Raw genomic sequence first — 17710 nt, forward strand, 5'->3', positions numbered from 1 at the left:
CAGACCAGGCGTTAAAGACGCGCTATTCTAGCTCAACTACTGACGTTGCCAAGGGGCAAAAGGTTCCACCGCCATGCTAATCCTCTGTCGTAACGGACAGGTCATGCCGGACGAACAACTTTTGCAGCTCACCCTCGCCCTGCAGCCGCAACATCAATTCAGATAAGTAATCTAACGGTGGATCACTGCCTTCGCGTTTGATCAGTAGGTACTCGTAATACTGATCGGGCTCATCTGAAATAAGTAACTGCGAGCGGTGTTGCGGAAACGCTTTTAAGTAACTGGCAAGGTACGCCCCAGAAATCACCGCCAACTCAACGCGCCCCCGGAGCACCATCTGCACGCTGCTATCCTGCGAGAAAGTAATAATCGCATTATGCTCGCGCTGGAGGTACTGCTTGTCCCGATTGAATCCAGCAAAGCGATAGTGATAACCGTTGAACAACGCAATGCGTTTACCCTTGCGATTGGCAAAGTACGCCTGACCACGCCCTATCTGAGCGGCAGCAATGAATACCTCTGCCCCAATCACCGGCCCACGCAGACTGACAATCGGCTTATCCTGCCACCCCCAGTGCGGACTTTCGAAAACATCAGATCAAAACGGCCATTGGCAAAATCATGATAACGCCGGGGCGCTGCGGTAGGCATGAACTCGAATTGGTAATCTTTCTGGGATACGTTGAGCAAAGCAATAAGATCAATAATCAAGCCAGACCACTCACCCTTCGAATTCTGCTCGGAGAACGGCGGGAAAACATACCCGCCAACCATCACAGGCTGTGGTGCATCAACCGCAATAGCACCAATCTCCTAGGCAAAAACGCCGGTGGCTGTCAGCCAAAGGCAAAATATAAACAACAATGAACGCATATATTTTCTTCTGAAGGCTTATGGTCCCATAGTGGCTAATGGCCCACACCTTCAGTTTAGCCTGCTTTTCACCAGATTACTCGGCTTGAACCAGCATATTCAATGTCTGCTCTGCCAAATCGTCAAGCGTCAGACTTCCTCCCGGGCGGAACCAGGTAACCGTCCAGGATAAGGTTCCCGTCAGCAGCCGGCGCAGAATAAACGGCTCGACCGCAACCAGACCCTGCTGGCAAACCTGCTGCAGAACCTCAAGCCAGATCGACTCGTAAATCTCGCGTAAACCTAGAATAAGCTGCTGCCCTTCAGCAGACAGCGAGCGCCACTCATAAACCAGGACCGACATCGCTTCGCCGCTCACACCGTTGATCGCCTGCAATTCGCAGCGGATCAACGCTCGCAGTCGTTCTCGCGGATCATCCAGCCCAACCAGAACGGCGCGCATGAGCGCCAAGTTGTAATGAATAGTCTCCTCCATCACCGCCCGCAGAATATCGTCCTTGCTTTTGAAGTGATGAAAGATACTCCCTGACTGAATACCCACCATCGCCGCCAGATCCCGAACCGTTGTGCGATCAAAACCACGACTGCTGAACAGATGCGCGGCAGCCTGCAGCAGCTTGCCACGTGGCGTTGTCGGTTCAGAGACCAGTCCCGTAGCTATTAATCGACGAATTTCTGTCTCAGGAAGTAAATGCGGTGACGACATACTTGATCTTCTGTTGAGAAATGGAGAAAACACGGCATTTACGCCAAACGCCAGTGCCAGCATTAAACGCTATTGCAGAACACTTTTCAAACCAAGCGCTTGCTTGGTAAGGTGCTTGCATCGTCAACGGAGAGGCACATGAATAAAACCATCCGTATCGGCTGCGCAAGTGCGTTCTGGGGTGATACCAGCAGCGCCGCGGCTCAACTCGTGGACAGCGCCTGTAATGAGGCCCCGCTCGACTATCTGGTGTTCGATTATCTGGCCGAGATAACCTTGTCGATTATGGCCGGTGCGCGGATGAAAAATCCCGATGCAGGCTACGCCAGGGATTTTATCGAAGTACTCGAACCCTTGCTGGGAACGCTGGCCAGCCAGGGCATCAAGGTCATCAGCAATGCCGGCGGCATCAATCCCCTAGCTTGTGCAACAGCACTCGATGCAGCCTGCACACGGGCCGGAGTCAACCTCAAAATAGCAGTATTACAGGGCGACGATCTACTTCCGCGGCTCAAGCACCTGGCGGCCGACGGTATCCAGGACATGTTTAGCGGCGCGCCCCTTCCACCCATATGCGTTTCGGCCAATGCATATCTAGGCGCGCCAGGCATCGTTGAAGCACTAGCCCAGGGAGCTGATATTGTCATTACCGGCCGCATTGTGGACAGCGCGCTGGTCAGCGCACCGCTGGTGCATGAATTTGGCTGGTCCTGGGATGACCACGATCTGCTGGCTCAAGCGGCGCTCGCAGGCCACCTGATCGAATGCGGAGCTCAGTGCACCGGCGGTAATTTCACCGATTGGGAGGAAGTACCAGACTATGAACATATCGGCTTCCCGATAGCTGAAATCGATAGCTGGGGCAACATTATCATTACTAAACCCGCAGGCAGTGGCGGTCTCGTTACACCGCTGACCGTCGGCGAGCAGATGCTCTATGAGATCGGCAACCCCCATGAATACCTGCTGCCGGACGTCATCTGTGACTTCTCCAATGTGACCCTGGAACAGCAGGCCCCTGACAGGGTGCATGTGCGCGGCGCAAAAGGTCGAGCGCCGGGTGGGCAATACAAGGTCAGCGCGACCTGGCCCGACGGTTTCAAATGTACTGCCAGCTGCCTTATGGCCGGGATTGATGCGGTGGCCAAGGCGCAGCGGGTGAGTCAGGCGATCCTGACCAAAACCCGCGAAATGTTTCGCCAGCGCGGCTGGGAAGATTATCGCGACACCAACGTGGAACTGCTCGGCAGCGAGGCAACTTATGGCCCCCAAGGCAATCGTGCCGATACCCGTGAGGTGGTCATCAAGATTGCCGTGAGCCATCAACGCAAGGAAGCATTGGTGTTATTTTCCCGAGAAATAGCCCAGGCAGCGACCGGTATGGCCCCGGGTCTGACCGGAATTGTCGGCGGTCGGCCGACGGTATACCCGATGATCCGTTTGTTCTCCTTTCTGATCGAAAAGAGCGCCTGTGTACCAAGTGTTAAGATCGAGGGCCGATCCATTCCGGTGGTGCTACCTGCTCTGGCGTCAATATCCAAAGCCGCTGCAACGGTCGACTTGCCGCAATTCTCCGCCAGCGCCGACATGGAAACCCCCTTAATCCGCCTCGCGGTGGCGCGCTCCGGAGACAAAGGGAATCATAGCAACATCGGGGTCATGGCCCGCCACCCAGAGTATCTGCCGTGGATCGCCGCCAGCCTCAACGAAACGGCAGTCGCCGACTGGATGAGTCACACACTCGACTCTACTTCAGGCCGAGTCAGCCGCTGGTATCTGCCCGGCAGTCACAGCTTGAATTTTCTGCTGGAAAACAGCCTGGGCGGCGGCGGCGTCGCAAGCCTGCGCATTGATCCCCAGGGCAAGGCCTTCGCCCAGCAGCTACTGGAAATGCCCATAGCAATTCCCAGCGATTTGCTCTCCCGGATGGAAAAAATCAATGACGTATAACAGCATATTCAAAGCTGATTTATTTGCCGATCAAACCATTATAGTAACCGGTGGCGGTAGTGGCATCGGACGCTGTACTGCCCATGAACTGGCCGCCCTTGGTGCACACGTGGTATTGGTAGGACGCACGCCCGAAAAACTACAGGAAACCGCAGCGGAAATCTCCGCTGACGGCGGACAAGTGATCTGGCGCGCCTGCGATATCCGTGATGAAGACCGGGTGCGCGAGATGGTCGCTGAAATCATCGCCGAGTGCGGCCCCATCCACGGTCTGGTCAACAATGCCGGAGGCCAATATCCTGCGCCTTTGGCAGCCATTACCCAAAAGGGCTTTGAAACCGTAGTACGCACCAATCTGGTTGGCGGCTTTCTGGTCGCCCGCGAAGTATTCAATCAGAGCATGAACCGCACCGGCGGGCGCATCGTCAACATGCTCGCCGACATGTGGGGCGGTATGCCTGGTATGGGCCACTCCGGTGCTGCCCGGGCCGGCATGGATAACTTTACCAAGACAGCTGCATTTGAATGGGCCCATACCGGCGTCACCGTGAACGCGGTGGCCCCCGGCTGGATCGCCTCCAGTGGCATGGATACCTACGACGGCGCGATGAAGGCGATCATCCCGCGCCTCAAGGACAGCGTGCCGCTCAAACGCCTGGGCAGTGAGGCGGAAATTTCCGCCGCCATCGTCTTCTTACTCTCGCCCGCAGCAGCTTTCATCAGTGGCGCCAGCCTGCGTATCGACGGTGCAGCCAGCTTAGGCAGTGGCGCCTGGCCCTTGCCTCCGGCGAAGAACAACATTCCTTTCGAGGGCTTTCACCGGGCAATCACACCCGACATTCTCAAGGCGAAGGACTGAGCATGGCCGTCATCGAATCCATGCTGGCCCCCACCGATAGCGAGTTCGCCACCAACCGCGACGCCATGCTGGCTGCGATCGACAGCTTCCGGGCAGTCGAACAAGGCGTGATGAACAAGGCACGTGAAGCCAAGGCGAAGTTCAATAAACGTGGTCAGTTATTGCCCCGCGAGCGCCTCGGGCTGCTGCTGGATGCCGGCGCACCCTTTATCGAATTGTGCCCGCTGGCTGGCTACAAGTTGCATGACGACAAGGACGGTACACTGGCGGGTGGCGGACTCATTGCCGGCATTGGCTACGTGAGTTCAGTGCGTTGTATGGTCATTGCCAACAACAGCGCGATAAAGGGCGGCACCATCTCCCCCAGCGGCCTGAAAAAATCCCTGCGCCTGCAGCAGATCGCCGCCGAAAATAAACTGCCCATGGTTACCTTGGCCGAAAGCGGCGGTGCTAACCTAGCCTACGCTGCCGATATATTCATCGAAGGCGCGCGTACCTTTGCCAACCAGGCCCGACTCTCGGCGGCCGGCATACCACAAATCACTGTTGTGCATGGCTCAAGCACCGCGGGTGGTGCCTACCAGCCCGGACTGTCGGACTATGTGGTGGTGGTGCGTGGCAAAGCAAAGATGTTTCTTGCCGGCCCGCCCCTGCTCAAGGCGGCGACGGGCGAGATAGCCACCGAAGAGGAGCTGGGCGGCGCCGAGATGCATGCGCGAACCGCCGGCACCGCTGAATATTTGGCCGAAAATGATGCCGATGGCGTGCGCCTGGCCCGCGAGATTCTCGCCAGTCTACCCTGGAACGAACGCCTCCCGGTGTCATCGCAACTGCAATGGGACGAGCCTTTATACCCAACTGAAGAGCTGTTGGGTGTCGTTCCGGCTGAGTCGAAAACCCCATACGATGTACACGAAATCATCGCCCGCATCGCCGACGGTTCCCGTTTTCTCGACTACAAGCAAGAGTTTGATCAGCAGACCGTCTGCGGCCATCTAAGCATTTATGGACGGCGCTGTGGTCTGATCGGCAACAATGGCCCTATTACCCCGCAGGGCGCCGCCAAAGCCGCACAATTCATTCAACTCTGCGATCAAGGCAACATTCCTCTACTGTTCCTGCACAACACCACCGGCTTCATGGTCGGCACCGAGGCGGAGCAACAAGGCGTGATCAAGCATGGCTCAAAGATGATTCAGGCGGTAGCCAATGCCCGCGTACCAAAGCTTACTCTAGTGGTGGGCGGTTCCTACGGCGCTGGAAACTACGCCATGTGCGGACGCGGACTGGACCCCCGCTTCATCTTCGCCTGGCCCAACAGTCGCACCGCCGTCATGGGTGGTGCCCAGGCCGGCAAGGTGCTGCGCATCGTCACCGAGGCCAAGCACGCGCGCGACGGCAAGACGGCAGACCCGAAGATGCTCGACATGCTTGAACAGGTTACCGCCGAGAAACTCAATAGTCAGTCCACTGCTCTCTACGGCACAGCCAGCCTTTGGGATGATGGCCTGATCGACCCGCGTGACACCCGCAAGCTGTTCGGTCTTCTTCTGGATATCTGCGCTGAGGCCGCGGTGCGGCCGCTGAACCCCAACACTTTTGGCGTAGCCCGCCTATAACGGAGAAAATCCCATGCTGCTGACCCAGGAACACGAAGCACTACGCCGTACTGTCCGTCAGTTCATCGATCGGGAGATCAACCCCCACGTGGACGAATGGGAGGAAGCCGGTCACTTTCCCATGCATGAGATCTTCCGCAAGGCTGGCGATCTAGGCCTGCTGGGCATTTCCAAGCCCGAAGCCTACGGCGGTATGGGGCTTGATTACAGTTATTCTATAGTCGCAGCTGAAGAGTTCGGCACTATCCAGTGCGGCGGTATTCCGATGGCGATCGGCGTGCAGACCGATATGTGCACACCCGCCCTGGCGCGCTTTGGCTCCGACACACTGCGCGAGCAGTTTCTGCGCCCAGCCATCAGCGGTGAGATGGTCGGCTGTATCGGCGTATCAGAGGTTGGCGGCGGCTCAGACGTGGCCAGCATCAAGACTCACGCCCGCAAGGACGGTGATGATTATGTGATCAATGGCAGCAAGATGTGGATCACCAACTCACCGTCGGCCGACTTTATTTGCCTCCTGGCAAACACCTCTGAGGGCAAGCCGCACAGCAACAAGTCACTGATCATGGTGCCCATGAATACACCAGGTATCAGCCTAAGCAAGCATCTGGACAAGCTCGGCATGCGCAGCTCGGAGACCGCCCAGGTATTTTTTGACGATGTGCGTGTACCCCAACGCTACCTGCTTGGTCAGGAAGGTGCAGGTTTCATGATGCAGATGGTGCAGTTTCAGGAAGAGCGGTTGTTTGGTGCCTCCAACATCCTCAAGGGTCTAGAATCCTGCGTGAACAACACCATCGAATACTGTCGCGAACGTCAGACCTTCGGCCAGCCATTGATCAACAATCAGGTCATTCACTTTCGCCTCGCCGAACTGCAAACTGAAATCGAGTGTCTGCGCGCGCTCGTTTATAACGCTACCGAGTTATACGTGTCCGGCAAGGATGTAACGAAACTCGCTTCGATGGCTAAGCTCAAGGCTGGTCGCCTGGGACGTGAAGTCACCGATGCATGCCTGCAGTACTGGGGCGGCATGGGCTATATGTGGGACAACCCGGTCGCACGCGCCTACCGCGATGTGCGCCTGGTTTCGATTGGCGGTGGTGCCGACGAGATCATGCTCGGCATCATTTGCAAACTCATGGGCACCCTGCCCGGCAAACCAAAGGGCTGAACAATGAAGCTGCCAGACGCCACGACTATGCTGCTGGAACGCCGGGAAGATGTGTTATTCATCACCTTGAACAGGCCCGACAGTCGCAATGCGATGAACCTCGTCATGCTCGAAGAATTGCATAGTCTGCTGGCCGCAAGCGACAAAGACCGCTCCCTGCGCGCCATCGTACTTCGGGGGGCCGGCGGGCATTTCTGCGCCGGTGGCGATATCAAGGACATGGCCGCTGCGCGCAGCCGCAACAGACAAGGTCAAGCCGAGATCAACCGCAGCTTCGGCCGGCTGCTCGAGGACGCCGCCAAACAACCCCAGGTGCTGATCACCGTACTTGAGGGCGCCGTATTAGGTGGCGGTCTAGGCCTGGTATCAGTATCGGATATTGCTATCTGCCGCAGCGACTGCCATTTCGGCCTTCCCGAAACCAGCCTCGGCGTCATACCGGCGCAGATCGCACCCTTTGTTGTACGCCGGATTGGACTTACCCAGACCCGCCGTCTGGCATTGACTGCTGCTCGTTTTGATGGTCTGGAAGCCCTTCGACTAGGCCTTGTGCATTACTGCGAAACTGACGCAGAGGCTCTGGAGCAGCAACTGACGAAAACCATCCAGCAGGTGCTGCGCTGCGCGCCAGACGCCAATATCCAGACCAAAGCGCTGCTTCTGGCCAGCAATGAGCAGCCTCTCGAGTCGGTACTGGATCTTGCTGCAAATATCTTTGCAAACGCCGTAACAGGCAAGGAAGCAGCTGAAGGCACGCTGGCTTTCGTTCAAAAACGCAAGCCGGGATGGGCGCCTTAAACCGCCAACTGACCGCCACCACTACCCCGCGCTGAGGATCATCGTCATGCCGCGCTTCAATACTCTGCTGATTGCCAACCGCGGTGAAATTGCCTGTCGCATCATGACAACAGCCTCAACGCTGGGCTTGCGTACAGTAGCCATTTACTCCAGCGCCGACGCCGACAGTCGCCACGTCCAGCTAGCCGATCAGGCCATCTGTATTGGTCCCGCCCCGGCTGCCCAGTCCTACCTCAATATCGATGCCATTCTGGATGCTGCCAAGCGCAGTGGCGCCGAAGCCATTCATCCCGGATACGGTTTTTTATCGGAAAACGCCGAATTTGCTGAGCGTTGCCAGGCGTCTGGCCTGATTTTCGTCGGGCCCTCACCCGAAGCTATTCGTCTGATGGGCAGCAAGCGCCTGTCCAAGCTGGCTATGCTGGATGCGGGGATTCCCTGTATTCCCGGCTATCAGGACGGCGCTCAGGATGACGAGACGCTGATCACTGAGGCCATGCAGATTGGCTTTCCGCTGATGATCAAGGCCAGTGCTGGGGGCGGCGGCCGCGGCATGCGACTGGTAGATGATCCTGCACAACTAGCTGACCAGTTAAACAGCGCCCGTGCCGAAGCACAGGGCGCTTTTGGCAGCGCAGAACTGATCCTGGAAAAAGCGCTGATCCGCCCTCGCCACGTGGAAATCCAGATTTTTGGCGATAACCACGGCAATATCCTGCACCTAGGTGAGCGCGACTGCTCGATCCAGCGTAGACATCAAAAGGTCATTGAAGAGTCGCCCTGTCCCGTGATGACGTCAGCATTGCGCGCAGCCATGGGTGCAGCGGCAATCAAGGCAGCCGCAACAGTGAACTATGCTGGCGCCGGGACAGTTGAATTCATGCTCGACGCCGAGGGCCATTTCTATTTCCTCGAAATGAATACACGCCTGCAGGTGGAACACCCGGTTACCGAAATGGTCACCGGTCTTGATCTTGTCGCCTGGCAGCTGGATGTAGCCTGTGACCTACCTCTACCCCTACGCCAGGATCAAATCGAGCTGCAAGGCCATGCGATCGAGGTACGCCTGTACGCCGAGGACAGCAGCCAGAATTTCATGCCACAAACCGGGCGAATCATGCATTGGCAGCCATTGCAGACTGAGGGCGTTCGTATCGACCATGGACTGCGCGAAGGCCAGCTGATAACCCCTTTTTATGATCCGATGCTGGCCAAGGTCATTGCTCACGGCGCCAATCGCGAGCAGGCACGCACCCGCTTGATGAGAGCGCTGAGCGAGTCGGTTTTACTTGGCGTCAACGCCAATCAACGGTTTCTACTGAACCTGCTTGAGCACCCCGAATTCATCGCGGGAAATACCAGCACAGCATTCATCACCGAGCATTTCAGCGCCGACTCAAGTCTCAGCACACAGCCTCTGGCGCCTGCGGACCTGGCTCTGGCAGCCGCGCTGCTTTACCAGAGCTCTGCGCAGCGCTGCAGCCCTTTGCCTGAAATGCATGGCTGGAGCAATAACACATCCATCCCTTTGCGCCTTGTGCTCGCCCACAATAATGATATTCACACTATCGAGGTAGTAGCCAGTCAGGACATCAGATACCTGAATATGTATATCGGCTCGCACAGTCTGCACATACGTCTGCTCGAAAAACACGGTAGCTCATGCGTCATCGAACTGGACGGAATCCGCCAGCAACGTACCTGTCTTCTTGCAGGCTCTACAGTCTGGCTCTACGGCAAAGACGGTAACGTGCAACTGACTGACGTATCTCATCAGCCAACCGCAGCGGCAGCCAACAGTCTTTCCAACCAGGTACTGGCACCGATGGACGGAGCGGTAACTGAGATCATGGTTGAGGCCGGATCACCCGTGCACAAAGGCCAGGTCCTGGTGCGTATGGAAGCGATGAAGATGGAGCACGTCCTGCGCGCACCAAGGGACGGTGTAGTCAGTCTTTTATGTATTGCTGAAGGACAGCAGGTACGTAATCGCCAGATACTCGTGGAGTTAAGCTGAAGCCGCCAGCCCGTGTTTCGCAATACGCGTTGATACGCCTCATTCATATAGAGATTTAACCTCTTGAATACCTGGCCGAATAACGTCAAATTGACATCAGTGCCGCCAACAAAATAACGCTCAGGTTTTCTGTTGCTCGGCCGACATAACAATAAGATGTACATAGCCATATAAGTGCTTGATAAAAATCCGAATGGCCAAGGTGCTCGGGAGAGGTTGTCGATGAAGTTATTGCGCAAGATGAAAATCAGCCAACGAATCTGGTTGATCCTGATAGTAGCACTGGTCAGCATGACCCTTCTGGCACTGGGAGCTCTGACCACCCTACGCGGAGAATACCGTGAAGCAGAGATCACCAAGGCAACCCACCTGGTCGAGTCCGCCCATACATTGATGGGCGTCTATCACGCCAAGGAAGTGTCCGGCGAATTGACCAGCGAACAGGCGCGCACTCAGGCGCTCGAAGCCCTGCGCGCTCTGCGCTACGATGGCGGTGCTGGCTACTACTGGGTCAATGACATGAACAACATCATGATCATGCATCCCATGGCCCCCCAGACTGAAGGCGTCGATCTCACCTATATCAACAGCACTAATGGCGGTAGCAACGTGATTGTCGAGATGGTTGAGTTGGCCCGCACACAAGGCACGGCGCACATCGAATATACCTGGACGCGACCAGGTCAGGAGCCCAGCGAGGATGTCGGCCTCGACAAAATCGCTGCGTTCACTCACTTCAAGCCCTGGGATTACATGATCGGTACGGGCGTGTTCATCGAAGACATGGAAGCCAAGTTCATCGCCGAAAGCATTCGAGTTTTGGCGTACGTGACCGTTTTGACGCTGATCATGATCCTCATCCTGTTCATCATAGGGCGTAGCATCACAAAACCACTCAACAGCGTGGTAGAGGCCATGCGCCACATCGCCAGCGGCGAAGCCGATCTGACCCGCAAGCTTGATGACGATGCCCACGACGAACTCTCTTTGCTTGCCCATCACTTCAACAGCTTTACCGGTAATCTGCGCTCGATCATCCAGCAACTGGGTGACAGCGCTAGCCAACTGACCAGTGCCGGACAGCAGCTGAATCAAATCAGTAATAAAAGCCTGCATGGCATGACCCGTCAGTCCGAAAAGATGGAACTGATGGCGACCGCCATTAATGAGATTACCTACGGCGTGCAAGACGTAGCGCAAAATGCCAATGCAGCGGCCCAGGAAGTCGAAAATGCCAACGAGGGCGCCAACAATGGGCGGACCCAGGTCACCCGTACCATCGAGCAGATTGGCCACTTGTCTGATAGCGTAAAAACCGCTGTCATGCACATGGAAAGCCTGTCCAGCGATGCCCATGAAATCACATCGGTGCTGGATGTGATTCGCAACATTGCCGAACAAACCAACCTGTTAGCACTCAACGCCGCTATCGAAGCTGCTCGTGCCGGAGAAATGGGGAGGGGGTTTGCCGTGGTCGCCGATGAGGTGCGCAACCTAGCCCAGCGCACCCAGAAGTCGACAGAAGAAATTCACAACATGATCAACAAGTTGCAAACCAACACCCAAGCAGTGGTAGAGGTTATTAACGAGAGTGACCGGTATTCCGCGCTCAGTGTTCAGCAGGCTAATGCCGCGGGTGCTGCATTGGACCAGATCGCAGAGTCGATGCAGCAGATGGTCGCGCTGAACGCCTCGATCGCCAGCGCCACCACCCAGCAATCCACCGTAGTTGAAGATGTGAATCGCAGTGTTACCGAAGCCGCCGAACTGGCCCGTGAGACCACTGATGGTGCTCAGCAAACGGCTCAAGCCAGCGAGCACCTGACCCAGCTGGGCAGACAGATTGATGGGCTGGTCAGCCGCTTCCGGATCTGACCTGCGCGCTCGAGCGGCTTGTCGAGAAACGCCTCAGAGCACCATCACCGCCAGCCAAGGCAATCAGCGGCAGATTGTAATGTAGAAAGGTCGGGACCACCGTATCCCAAATATGGTTGTACTGACCGTCTACATTCAAACCCGCAGTCGGCCCCAGGGTTGAATCCGAAGCAGGCGATCCCGCGTTGCCCAACGCCGCAGCCGTTTCCACCAACGCTAAAATAGCCTACGAACTGAAGCCCATCTACAGCGCCAGCGGTACGTAGATGGCAGCAATGATCGGAATGGTCGAGAACGAGGAACCGATTCCCATCGTAATCAGCAAACCGGCCAGTAACATCGACAGGACCGCCAGCGCACAATGCCCGAAAGAGAAACAATAACAAAGCCGGTCAACGCCCCGATAATCATCGAGTTCAGCCATAGCTGCACCACAAAGGCGGCTACTACTGCGGCTAAGGCAACCAGGAGAGATCGTCCACTGCAACCCTTCTCCAAGCGCCAGACATTCGCCACGACCGCCACGTAATGGTCGTTGAAATGTCTATTGAAAAAATCGACGCCACGCCAGCACTGACCATCCGAAGGGCAAGTACTCTGCCGGATCGGTCAGGTGCAGTCAAAAAGGTCAGATAATTATTCGATATATTCAATTATGATTTTGCGCTGTCGGTGGGCCTCCCTTGGCAGTTAGCATACATTGATTGACAACTACCCGGAGCCCCCATGCTAAAAATTGCCATCGTCGCCGGCAGCAGCCGAAGCAACAGCCAAACATCCAAGGTCGCACGGTTCATGCGTCAAAACTTGATCAACCAGCACGGTCTGGACGCTGACGCCGTATCAGTCATCGATCTGGGCACTTATCCGCTACCCCTGTGGCCAGCTGAAGACGAAGGGCCTTGGGGCATGTTTGAAAAACAACTGGCGAAAGCCGATGCGCTGGTGATCTTGGCCCCCGAGTGGCACGGGATGGCCTGCCCTGCAATCAAGAATTTCTTCCTCTTCGCCACCAAGGCGCAACTGGCTCACAAGCCCGCGATGCTCGGCGGAATTTCGGCCGGCATCGGCGGCGCCTATCCGATCAGTGAGCTGCGGGCCTCCAGTTACAAGAACTGCCGGCTGTGCTACATCCCCGAGCATTTGATTGTGCGCAACGTCGAAAAAGTCCTGAACATGCCCCAACCCGTCGACGAAGATGACCGTCGCATACGCGCCCGCATGGATTACAATCTGGATATTCTGTTGCGTTACGCCCAAGCGCTCAAACCCCTGCGCAGCGAAATCGACATGTCCAACCCGGATTTTGCCAACGGCATGTGATCATGCCAACCGCCCTTTTGGCCGACAAATGGGCGGTCCCTGCTAAAGTCTAATAGCCCCCTTGCAGTCGCCCACGATGCTTTCGCCTGAACCCTCCAGGCCGTCAAAAACAATTCTCTTAGCCCTGCGGACATTCGTGGCGTCACGTGCAAGATGCGACCGAAATGATCCACTGCGACGAATGTCTTAGAGTGCATCTCCAGCTTAAGTGCTTTATTTGTCCACGCTTGATCACACTAGGAGAATAATAATGAAGCAGATGACAACTAACACTCTGGCCGCAGCTGTGGCCCTGGCGCTTATGCCCCCTTTCACAGGCCCTGCAATGGCTGCTGGCTTTGCCGACGATGCCAAGGCCACATTGCAACTGCGCAACTTGTATTTTAACCGCGACTTTCGTTCTACCCCTGCCGCCGCGGCGTCCAAGGCCGAAGAGTGGGCACAGGGTTTTATCTTTCGCGCAGATTCAGGATACACCCAAGGAGCGATCGGCTTTGGCCTGGATGTTTATGGCGCAACGGGGGTAAAACTCCACTCGGAGGATGACACTGGCGGTACCGGACTATTGCCCAACGCTTTTGGAAATGAGGGCCCGGACAGTTATGGCCATGCCTCGGCTACGGCCAAAGCCAAGCTATCCAACAGCGTCCTTAAAATCGGCCATCTAGTCCCGGCTATTCCGATTGCCCAGGCCAGCGATATTCGCCTGCTGCCGCAAACCTATACCGGTGGCGCCCTGAGTATGGCCGAGATAGAACATCTGGACGTCCAAGCCGGCCAACTGCGTGAAGTCAGCTACCGCGCAAGCACCAACCGCGAAGATATTGGCTCAACCGTGGGCGGCACCTCTGATCAGTTCAAGTATCTGGGCGGCACCTACAAGCTGACCCAGAGCAACACCACACTGGGCCTGTGGCGTGGCGAACTGGATAATGTTTATGAACAAAATCTGCTCAACCTGATCCAGAGTATTGATCTGGGTAACTGGAAGTTAGGGGGCAATCTGGCCTATTTCGATACCAGCGACAATGGTGATCAGCCTCTGAAAATCGATCATCAGATGAAGTCGGTGTTGTTATCAGCAGGAACCGGCCCGCACGTCTTCCGCGTGGGCTATCAACACAGTGATGGTGAGACTGCGTTCCCGTATCTAAGGGAGAACAATCCTTATATAGCCAACTACATCCAGATTTTGGACTTCGCTCGTGCGGATGAAAAATCCTGGCAGGCCCGTTACGACTTGGACTTTGCACAATATGGTGTACCTGGCTTGAAAGGGCTGGTCCGTTATGTCAATGGCGACAATATCGACAGAGGTGCAGCCGGCAATGGCAGCGAATGGGAGAGGGATATCGACTTTACCTACACCATCCAGACTGGCGCCTTCAAAAACGTGGCGCTGCAATGGCGTAACGCGATGGTTCGTTCCGACGTTGCTGGCAACATCGACGAAAACCGTTTGATCATCAACTACACCATTGCGTTGATGTAAAGGACCGGTGCCATACTAAAAAGCCCGAGTAAATGCTCGGGCTTTTTGCGATCAGTCGTCCGAGACCGCACCAATCTTGTGGATCGCCAGGTCAGCGCCCATGAACTCGTCCTCTTCGCTCAATCGAATGCCAGTAACCGCCTTGATTACGCCATATACCAATATGCCTCCCGCCAGCGCAAAGGCAGCTCCAGCCATTGAACCAACAATCTGCGACATCAGGCTGACACCACCCAGACCGCCCAGCGCCTGGGCGCCGAAAATACCAGCAGCTACCCCACCCCACACGCCACACAGACCGTGCAGAGGCCAGACGCCCAGCACATCATCGATCTTCAACCGGTTCTGCGTCAGGATAAAGGCCCAGACAAACAACCCGCCAGCCACAATACCGGTCGCCAGCGCGCCGATCGGATGCATCAGATCAGATCCAGCACAGACGGCGACCAATCCAGCTAGCGGCCCGTTATGCAGAAAACCAGGATCAAATCGGCCGACAAAGAGCGCTGCCAGCGTGCCACCAACCATTGCCATTAGCGAATTCACCGCCACCAGTCCACTGATGCCATCCAGCGCCTGGGCCGACATGACATTGAAACCGAACCAGCCAATCGTCAAAATCCAGGCCCCGAGGGCAAGAAAGGGAATATTGGACGGCGGCATAGCCACCACATGTCCATCGCGATAACGACCGCGACGTGCGCCGAGCATCAAAACCGCGCCGAGCGCTAACCAGCCACCAACAGCATGCACTACGACCGAGCCAGCGAAATCATGAAACGGTGCCCCAAAGCTCGATTCCATCCAGTCCTGCACACCGTAATTGCCATTCCATACCAGGCCTTCGAAGAAAGGATAGATCAGCCCCACAATGAGCAACGAAGCAATCAGTTGCGGAGCAAAACGAGCGCGCTCGGCAATTCCACCGGAGATAATGGCCGGAATCGCGGCGGCAAAGGTCATCAGAAAGAAAAACTTTACTAGGGAGTAACCATTCTGCTCCGCCAGCGCTTCAGCGCCATGGAAGAAGGTCACTCCATAGGCAATCCAGTAGCCAACAAAAAAATAAGCGATGCCCGATATAGCAAAGTCACTGATGATTTTGGACAACGCATTGACCTGATTCTTCTGCCGCACCGTACCCACTTCCAGGAACGCAAAGCCGGCATGCATGGCCAGAACCATGACCGCACCCATCAGAAGAAACATTGTATTAGCGCCATGCATCAGTGTTTCCACTGCGCTGTGCAGGTTTTCCATTCGCGGAGCCTCTTTTAAAGAAATGCACCAGATAAACACACAATGAGCATGCAATGATCACTATTGGTGCAATACGCACACAGGATCATGACAATACCAAATGACGCAATGTCTACCCGTTACTTTTTTCTCTTTTTATTCAATTAGTTGAAAGGGGTGTACGCACACCTAGGATAAATACGGCACCTATACGGTGCGAATAACCTGTTTGCACTCACCATTGCAGTGCAATTGACATACCAAGATGACGCGTAACGCACCATCACACGACAGAACATCCGCACAAAGTGCACCTCTAAAAGCTGAGGTATCGATACCCAAGTCCTGGAGCCGTTCTCTGGCTATAATCTTGCATACATCAACGACTACACTGCTACGCGAATGGAGCTTATTGTGTTTAATGGTCAACCACTGCCTTTTTTCCAGCCTCTGATCGATACTGCCACCGGACGGATCGCCGGATATGAAGCTCTGGCCAGACTCAAGGACGACCAGGGTCATATCGTCAGCGCCGGCCCCTTGTTTACTGACCCCACGGTTGATCCCGTCGACCTGTTGGAACTCGACCGCACAATCCGGCGGTTGGCATTCGAGGCCTTTCGGGACAATCCCGCAGGATTTATCAGCGTTAATATTTCTCCGCTATGGGTCAGTCAGCTTGAACCAGGCATGCCGTTGCCCAGTCTGCAGTTGCTGGAAGAGATTGGCCTGCCACCCGAGCAGGTGGTCTTCGAAATAACGGAATTGCAAGGCAGTATTCAGGACCTCAGCGAAGCCGTCCGACGCTACAGGGAGGCCGGTATACGGATTGCAATCGATGATTTCGGGACAGGATCATCGATGCTCGACAGGGTGCTCGCGCTCGAACCAGACATTCTTAAACTGGATATTCAGTTATTCCGTCGCGCAGCTAGTGGCATGGGTAACAGTGGCGATTTCGTCAAGGCATTGGCTTTGATGGCAGAAAAAAGTGGCTGTTGGATCATCGCAGAAGGGGTGGAAACTGAAAAGGAACTACACTTTGCCCTGGAGTGTGGCGCGCGCTACGTGCAAGGGTATCTGTTCGGCCGCCCGGCAGAAAATTTTCTGCCCGTGGGCAGCGTCCAGGCAGAGTTTTCGCGTATGCGCGACGACTACGCCCGAGGCAAGCTGGCTGAGCGTAACCGTCTAGCCGACCTGCGTGAGATTTTGAGAACCCTGTTTACTGAATTGCAACAATGGTTGGACAACGGCGGTGAACCCGCCAACCTGCCCTCACCTGTGGCCTATCCCTGGCTGCTGCGTTGTTTTCTTTGCGATGCGCAGGGCACTCAGATTTCGCCCAATTATGAGTGGCTGGACGGAGGCTGGCACACGGACCCGAGCTACCTGGATCACAACTGGTCATGGCGGCCCTACTTCTATCACATCCTGTCGGAAGCCGGTCAGGGCAGTCGGATCATCATATCCAGCCGCTATCGCGATGCCACCAATAACCAGTATTGCATGACGGCGGGCATGTTCATCGACAACAGTCGCCATTTGTTGTTAGTCGATATCGATACGTCGCACATCTGAGCTCAAAGCGTGCTATGCGGCCAGGAAAAACAAGTTGATCCGCAGGCCGCCCATATATTAATCCATCAGCCCCAACCGGCCCTGGTAGGCGTCCAACAAATTCAATACGATCGCGTCTCTATCGATATTCTCAGCGTAGCGATGACTCAGCGCTGCCAATCATCAAAGCGGCTGCACGGGTAACAGCAATACGATTTTTCATTATTT

14 protein-coding genes and 1 pseudogene are annotated in these 17710 nt (G+C 55.7%); 10 read left to right on the top strand and 5 right to left on the bottom strand.

Features of this window, described 5'->3' with window-relative positions:
• Positions 1-76 precede the first annotated feature (76 nt).
• The 3 genes from ACJAXR_RS06275 to ACJAXR_RS06285 form a co-directional block, all read right to left on the bottom strand.
• A complete protein-coding gene (locus tag ACJAXR_RS06275) occupies positions 77-532 on the bottom strand; it encodes a hypothetical protein (RefSeq protein ID WP_415057388.1) in 456 nt (151 codons plus the stop codon).
• On the bottom strand, positions 529-774 hold the full coding sequence (locus ACJAXR_RS06280) for a transporter substrate-binding domain-containing protein (RefSeq protein WP_415057389.1): 246 nt from the start codon (positions 772-774) through the stop codon (positions 529-531). Before ACJAXR_RS06280 ends, ACJAXR_RS06275 begins: the two co-directional genes overlap by 4 nt.
• Positions 775-949: 175 nt before the next feature.
• Positions 950-1579: a TetR/AcrR family transcriptional regulator gene (locus ACJAXR_RS06285; protein ID WP_415057390.1), complete on the bottom strand. Its 630-nt coding sequence runs from the start codon at positions 1577-1579 to the stop codon at positions 950-952.
• A 138-nt stretch (positions 1580-1717) separates the two neighbouring features.
• Here ACJAXR_RS06285 and ACJAXR_RS06290 point away from each other — a divergent pair, with 138 nt between their 5' ends.
• From ACJAXR_RS06290 to ACJAXR_RS06320, 7 genes are all read left to right on the top strand, one after another.
• Positions 1718-3529 carry an acyclic terpene utilization AtuA family protein gene (locus ACJAXR_RS06290; RefSeq protein ID WP_415057391.1) on the top strand — a complete coding sequence of 604 codons (1812 nt, stop codon included), beginning with the start codon at positions 1718-1720 and terminating at the stop codon, positions 3527-3529.
• Complete coding sequence (locus ACJAXR_RS06295) at positions 3519-4388, top strand: SDR family oxidoreductase (protein ID WP_415057392.1); 870 nt, start codon at positions 3519-3521, stop codon at positions 4386-4388. Before ACJAXR_RS06290 ends, ACJAXR_RS06295 begins: the two co-directional genes overlap by 11 nt.
• A 2-nt stretch (positions 4389-4390) precedes the next feature.
• Positions 4391-6007 carry a geranyl-CoA carboxylase subunit beta gene (gene atuC / locus ACJAXR_RS06300; RefSeq protein ID WP_415057393.1) on the top strand — a complete coding sequence of 539 codons (1617 nt, stop codon included), beginning with the start codon at positions 4391-4393 and terminating at the stop codon, positions 6005-6007.
• Positions 6008-6020: 13 nt separating this feature from the next.
• Positions 6021-7181 carry a citronellyl-CoA dehydrogenase gene (atuD, locus tag ACJAXR_RS06305; RefSeq protein WP_415057394.1) on the top strand — a complete coding sequence of 387 codons (1161 nt, stop codon included), beginning with the start codon at positions 6021-6023 and terminating at the stop codon, positions 7179-7181.
• A 3-nt stretch (positions 7182-7184) separates the two neighbouring features.
• On the top strand, positions 7185-7979 hold the full coding sequence (locus ACJAXR_RS06310; protein ID WP_415057395.1) for an enoyl-CoA hydratase/isomerase family protein: 795 nt from the start codon (positions 7185-7187) through the stop codon (positions 7977-7979).
• Positions 7980-8025: 46 nt separating this feature from the next.
• Positions 8026-9996 carry an acetyl-CoA carboxylase biotin carboxylase subunit gene (locus ACJAXR_RS06315; RefSeq protein ID WP_415057396.1) on the top strand — a complete coding sequence of 657 codons (1971 nt, stop codon included), beginning with the start codon at positions 8026-8028 and terminating at the stop codon, positions 9994-9996.
• A 222-nt stretch (positions 9997-10218) separates the two neighbouring features.
• A complete protein-coding gene (locus ACJAXR_RS06320) occupies positions 10219-11871 on the top strand; it encodes a methyl-accepting chemotaxis protein (RefSeq protein WP_415057397.1) in 1653 nt (550 codons plus the stop codon).
• On the opposite strand, the pseudogene ACJAXR_RS06325 reads toward ACJAXR_RS06320, so the two are convergent.
• Positions 11852-12327 (bottom strand): annotated as a pseudogene (locus ACJAXR_RS06325) (Na+/H+ antiporter NhaC family protein); the annotation flags it as partial. The gene ACJAXR_RS06320 and the pseudogene ACJAXR_RS06325 sit on opposite strands and share 20 nt — an antisense overlap.
• 270 nt (positions 12328-12597) lie before the next feature.
• Between ACJAXR_RS06325 and ACJAXR_RS06330 the strand changes: the two are divergent.
• Together ACJAXR_RS06330 and ACJAXR_RS06335 are read left to right on the top strand one after the other, a co-directional pair.
• On the top strand, positions 12598-13194 hold the full coding sequence (locus tag ACJAXR_RS06330; protein WP_415057398.1) for an NADPH-dependent FMN reductase: 597 nt from the start codon (positions 12598-12600) through the stop codon (positions 13192-13194).
• A 250-nt stretch (positions 13195-13444) separates the two neighbouring features.
• Complete coding sequence (locus tag ACJAXR_RS06335) at positions 13445-14686, top strand: OprD family porin (protein WP_415057399.1); 1242 nt, start codon at positions 13445-13447, stop codon at positions 14684-14686.
• Between the two features lie 51 nt (positions 14687-14737).
• Here the strand turns inward: ACJAXR_RS06335 and ACJAXR_RS06340 are convergent, their stop codons facing one another.
• Positions 14738-15946 (bottom strand): ammonium transporter, encoded by a 1209-nt coding sequence (locus ACJAXR_RS06340; RefSeq protein ID WP_415057400.1) that lies wholly within the window; start codon positions 15944-15946, stop codon positions 14738-14740.
• Positions 15947-16339: 393 nt separating this feature from the next.
• On the opposite strand from ACJAXR_RS06340, the gene ACJAXR_RS06345 reads away from it, so the two are divergent.
• Complete coding sequence (locus tag ACJAXR_RS06345) at positions 16340-17503, top strand: EAL domain-containing protein (protein ID WP_415057401.1); 1164 nt, start codon at positions 16340-16342, stop codon at positions 17501-17503.
• Positions 17504-17710 lie beyond the last annotated feature (207 nt).

The organism is Halopseudomonas sp. (assembly GCF_047631575.1).
Classification (GTDB): domain Bacteria; phylum Pseudomonadota; class Gammaproteobacteria; order Pseudomonadales; family Pseudomonadaceae; genus Halopseudomonas.

Excerpts from the sequence above, each read along its gene's own strand:
- ACJAXR_RS06340 (WP_415057400.1), bottom strand. The coding sequence starts at position 15,946 with ATGGAAAACCTGCACAGCGCAGTGGAAACACTGATGCATGGCGCTAAT.
- ACJAXR_RS06310 (WP_415057395.1), top strand. The coding sequence starts at position 7,185 with ATGAAGCTGCCAGACGCCACGACTATGCTGCTGGAACGCCGGGAAGAT.
- atuD (WP_415057394.1), top strand. The coding sequence starts at position 6,021 with ATGCTGCTGACCCAGGAACACGAAGCACTACGCCGTACTGTCCGTCAG.
- atuC (WP_415057393.1), top strand. The coding sequence starts at position 4,391 with ATGGCCGTCATCGAATCCATGCTGGCCCCCACCGATAGCGAGTTCGCC.
- ACJAXR_RS06285 (WP_415057390.1), bottom strand. The coding sequence starts at position 1,579 with ATGTCGTCACCGCATTTACTTCCTGAGACAGAAATTCGTCGATTAATA.
- ACJAXR_RS06280 (WP_415057389.1), bottom strand. The coding sequence starts at position 774 with ATGGTTGGCGGGTATGTTTTCCCGCCGTTCTCCGAGCAGAATTCGAAG.
- ACJAXR_RS06315 (WP_415057396.1), top strand. The coding sequence starts at position 8,026 with ATGCCGCGCTTCAATACTCTGCTGATTGCCAACCGCGGTGAAATTGCC.
- ACJAXR_RS06290 (WP_415057391.1), top strand. The coding sequence starts at position 1,718 with ATGAATAAAACCATCCGTATCGGCTGCGCAAGTGCGTTCTGGGGTGAT.
- ACJAXR_RS06295 (WP_415057392.1), top strand. The coding sequence starts at position 3,519 with ATGACGTATAACAGCATATTCAAAGCTGATTTATTTGCCGATCAAACC.
- ACJAXR_RS06330 (WP_415057398.1), top strand. The coding sequence starts at position 12,598 with ATGCTAAAAATTGCCATCGTCGCCGGCAGCAGCCGAAGCAACAGCCAA.
- ACJAXR_RS06320 (WP_415057397.1), top strand. The coding sequence starts at position 10,219 with ATGAAGTTATTGCGCAAGATGAAAATCAGCCAACGAATCTGGTTGATC.
- ACJAXR_RS06335 (WP_415057399.1), top strand. The coding sequence starts at position 13,445 with ATGAAGCAGATGACAACTAACACTCTGGCCGCAGCTGTGGCCCTGGCG.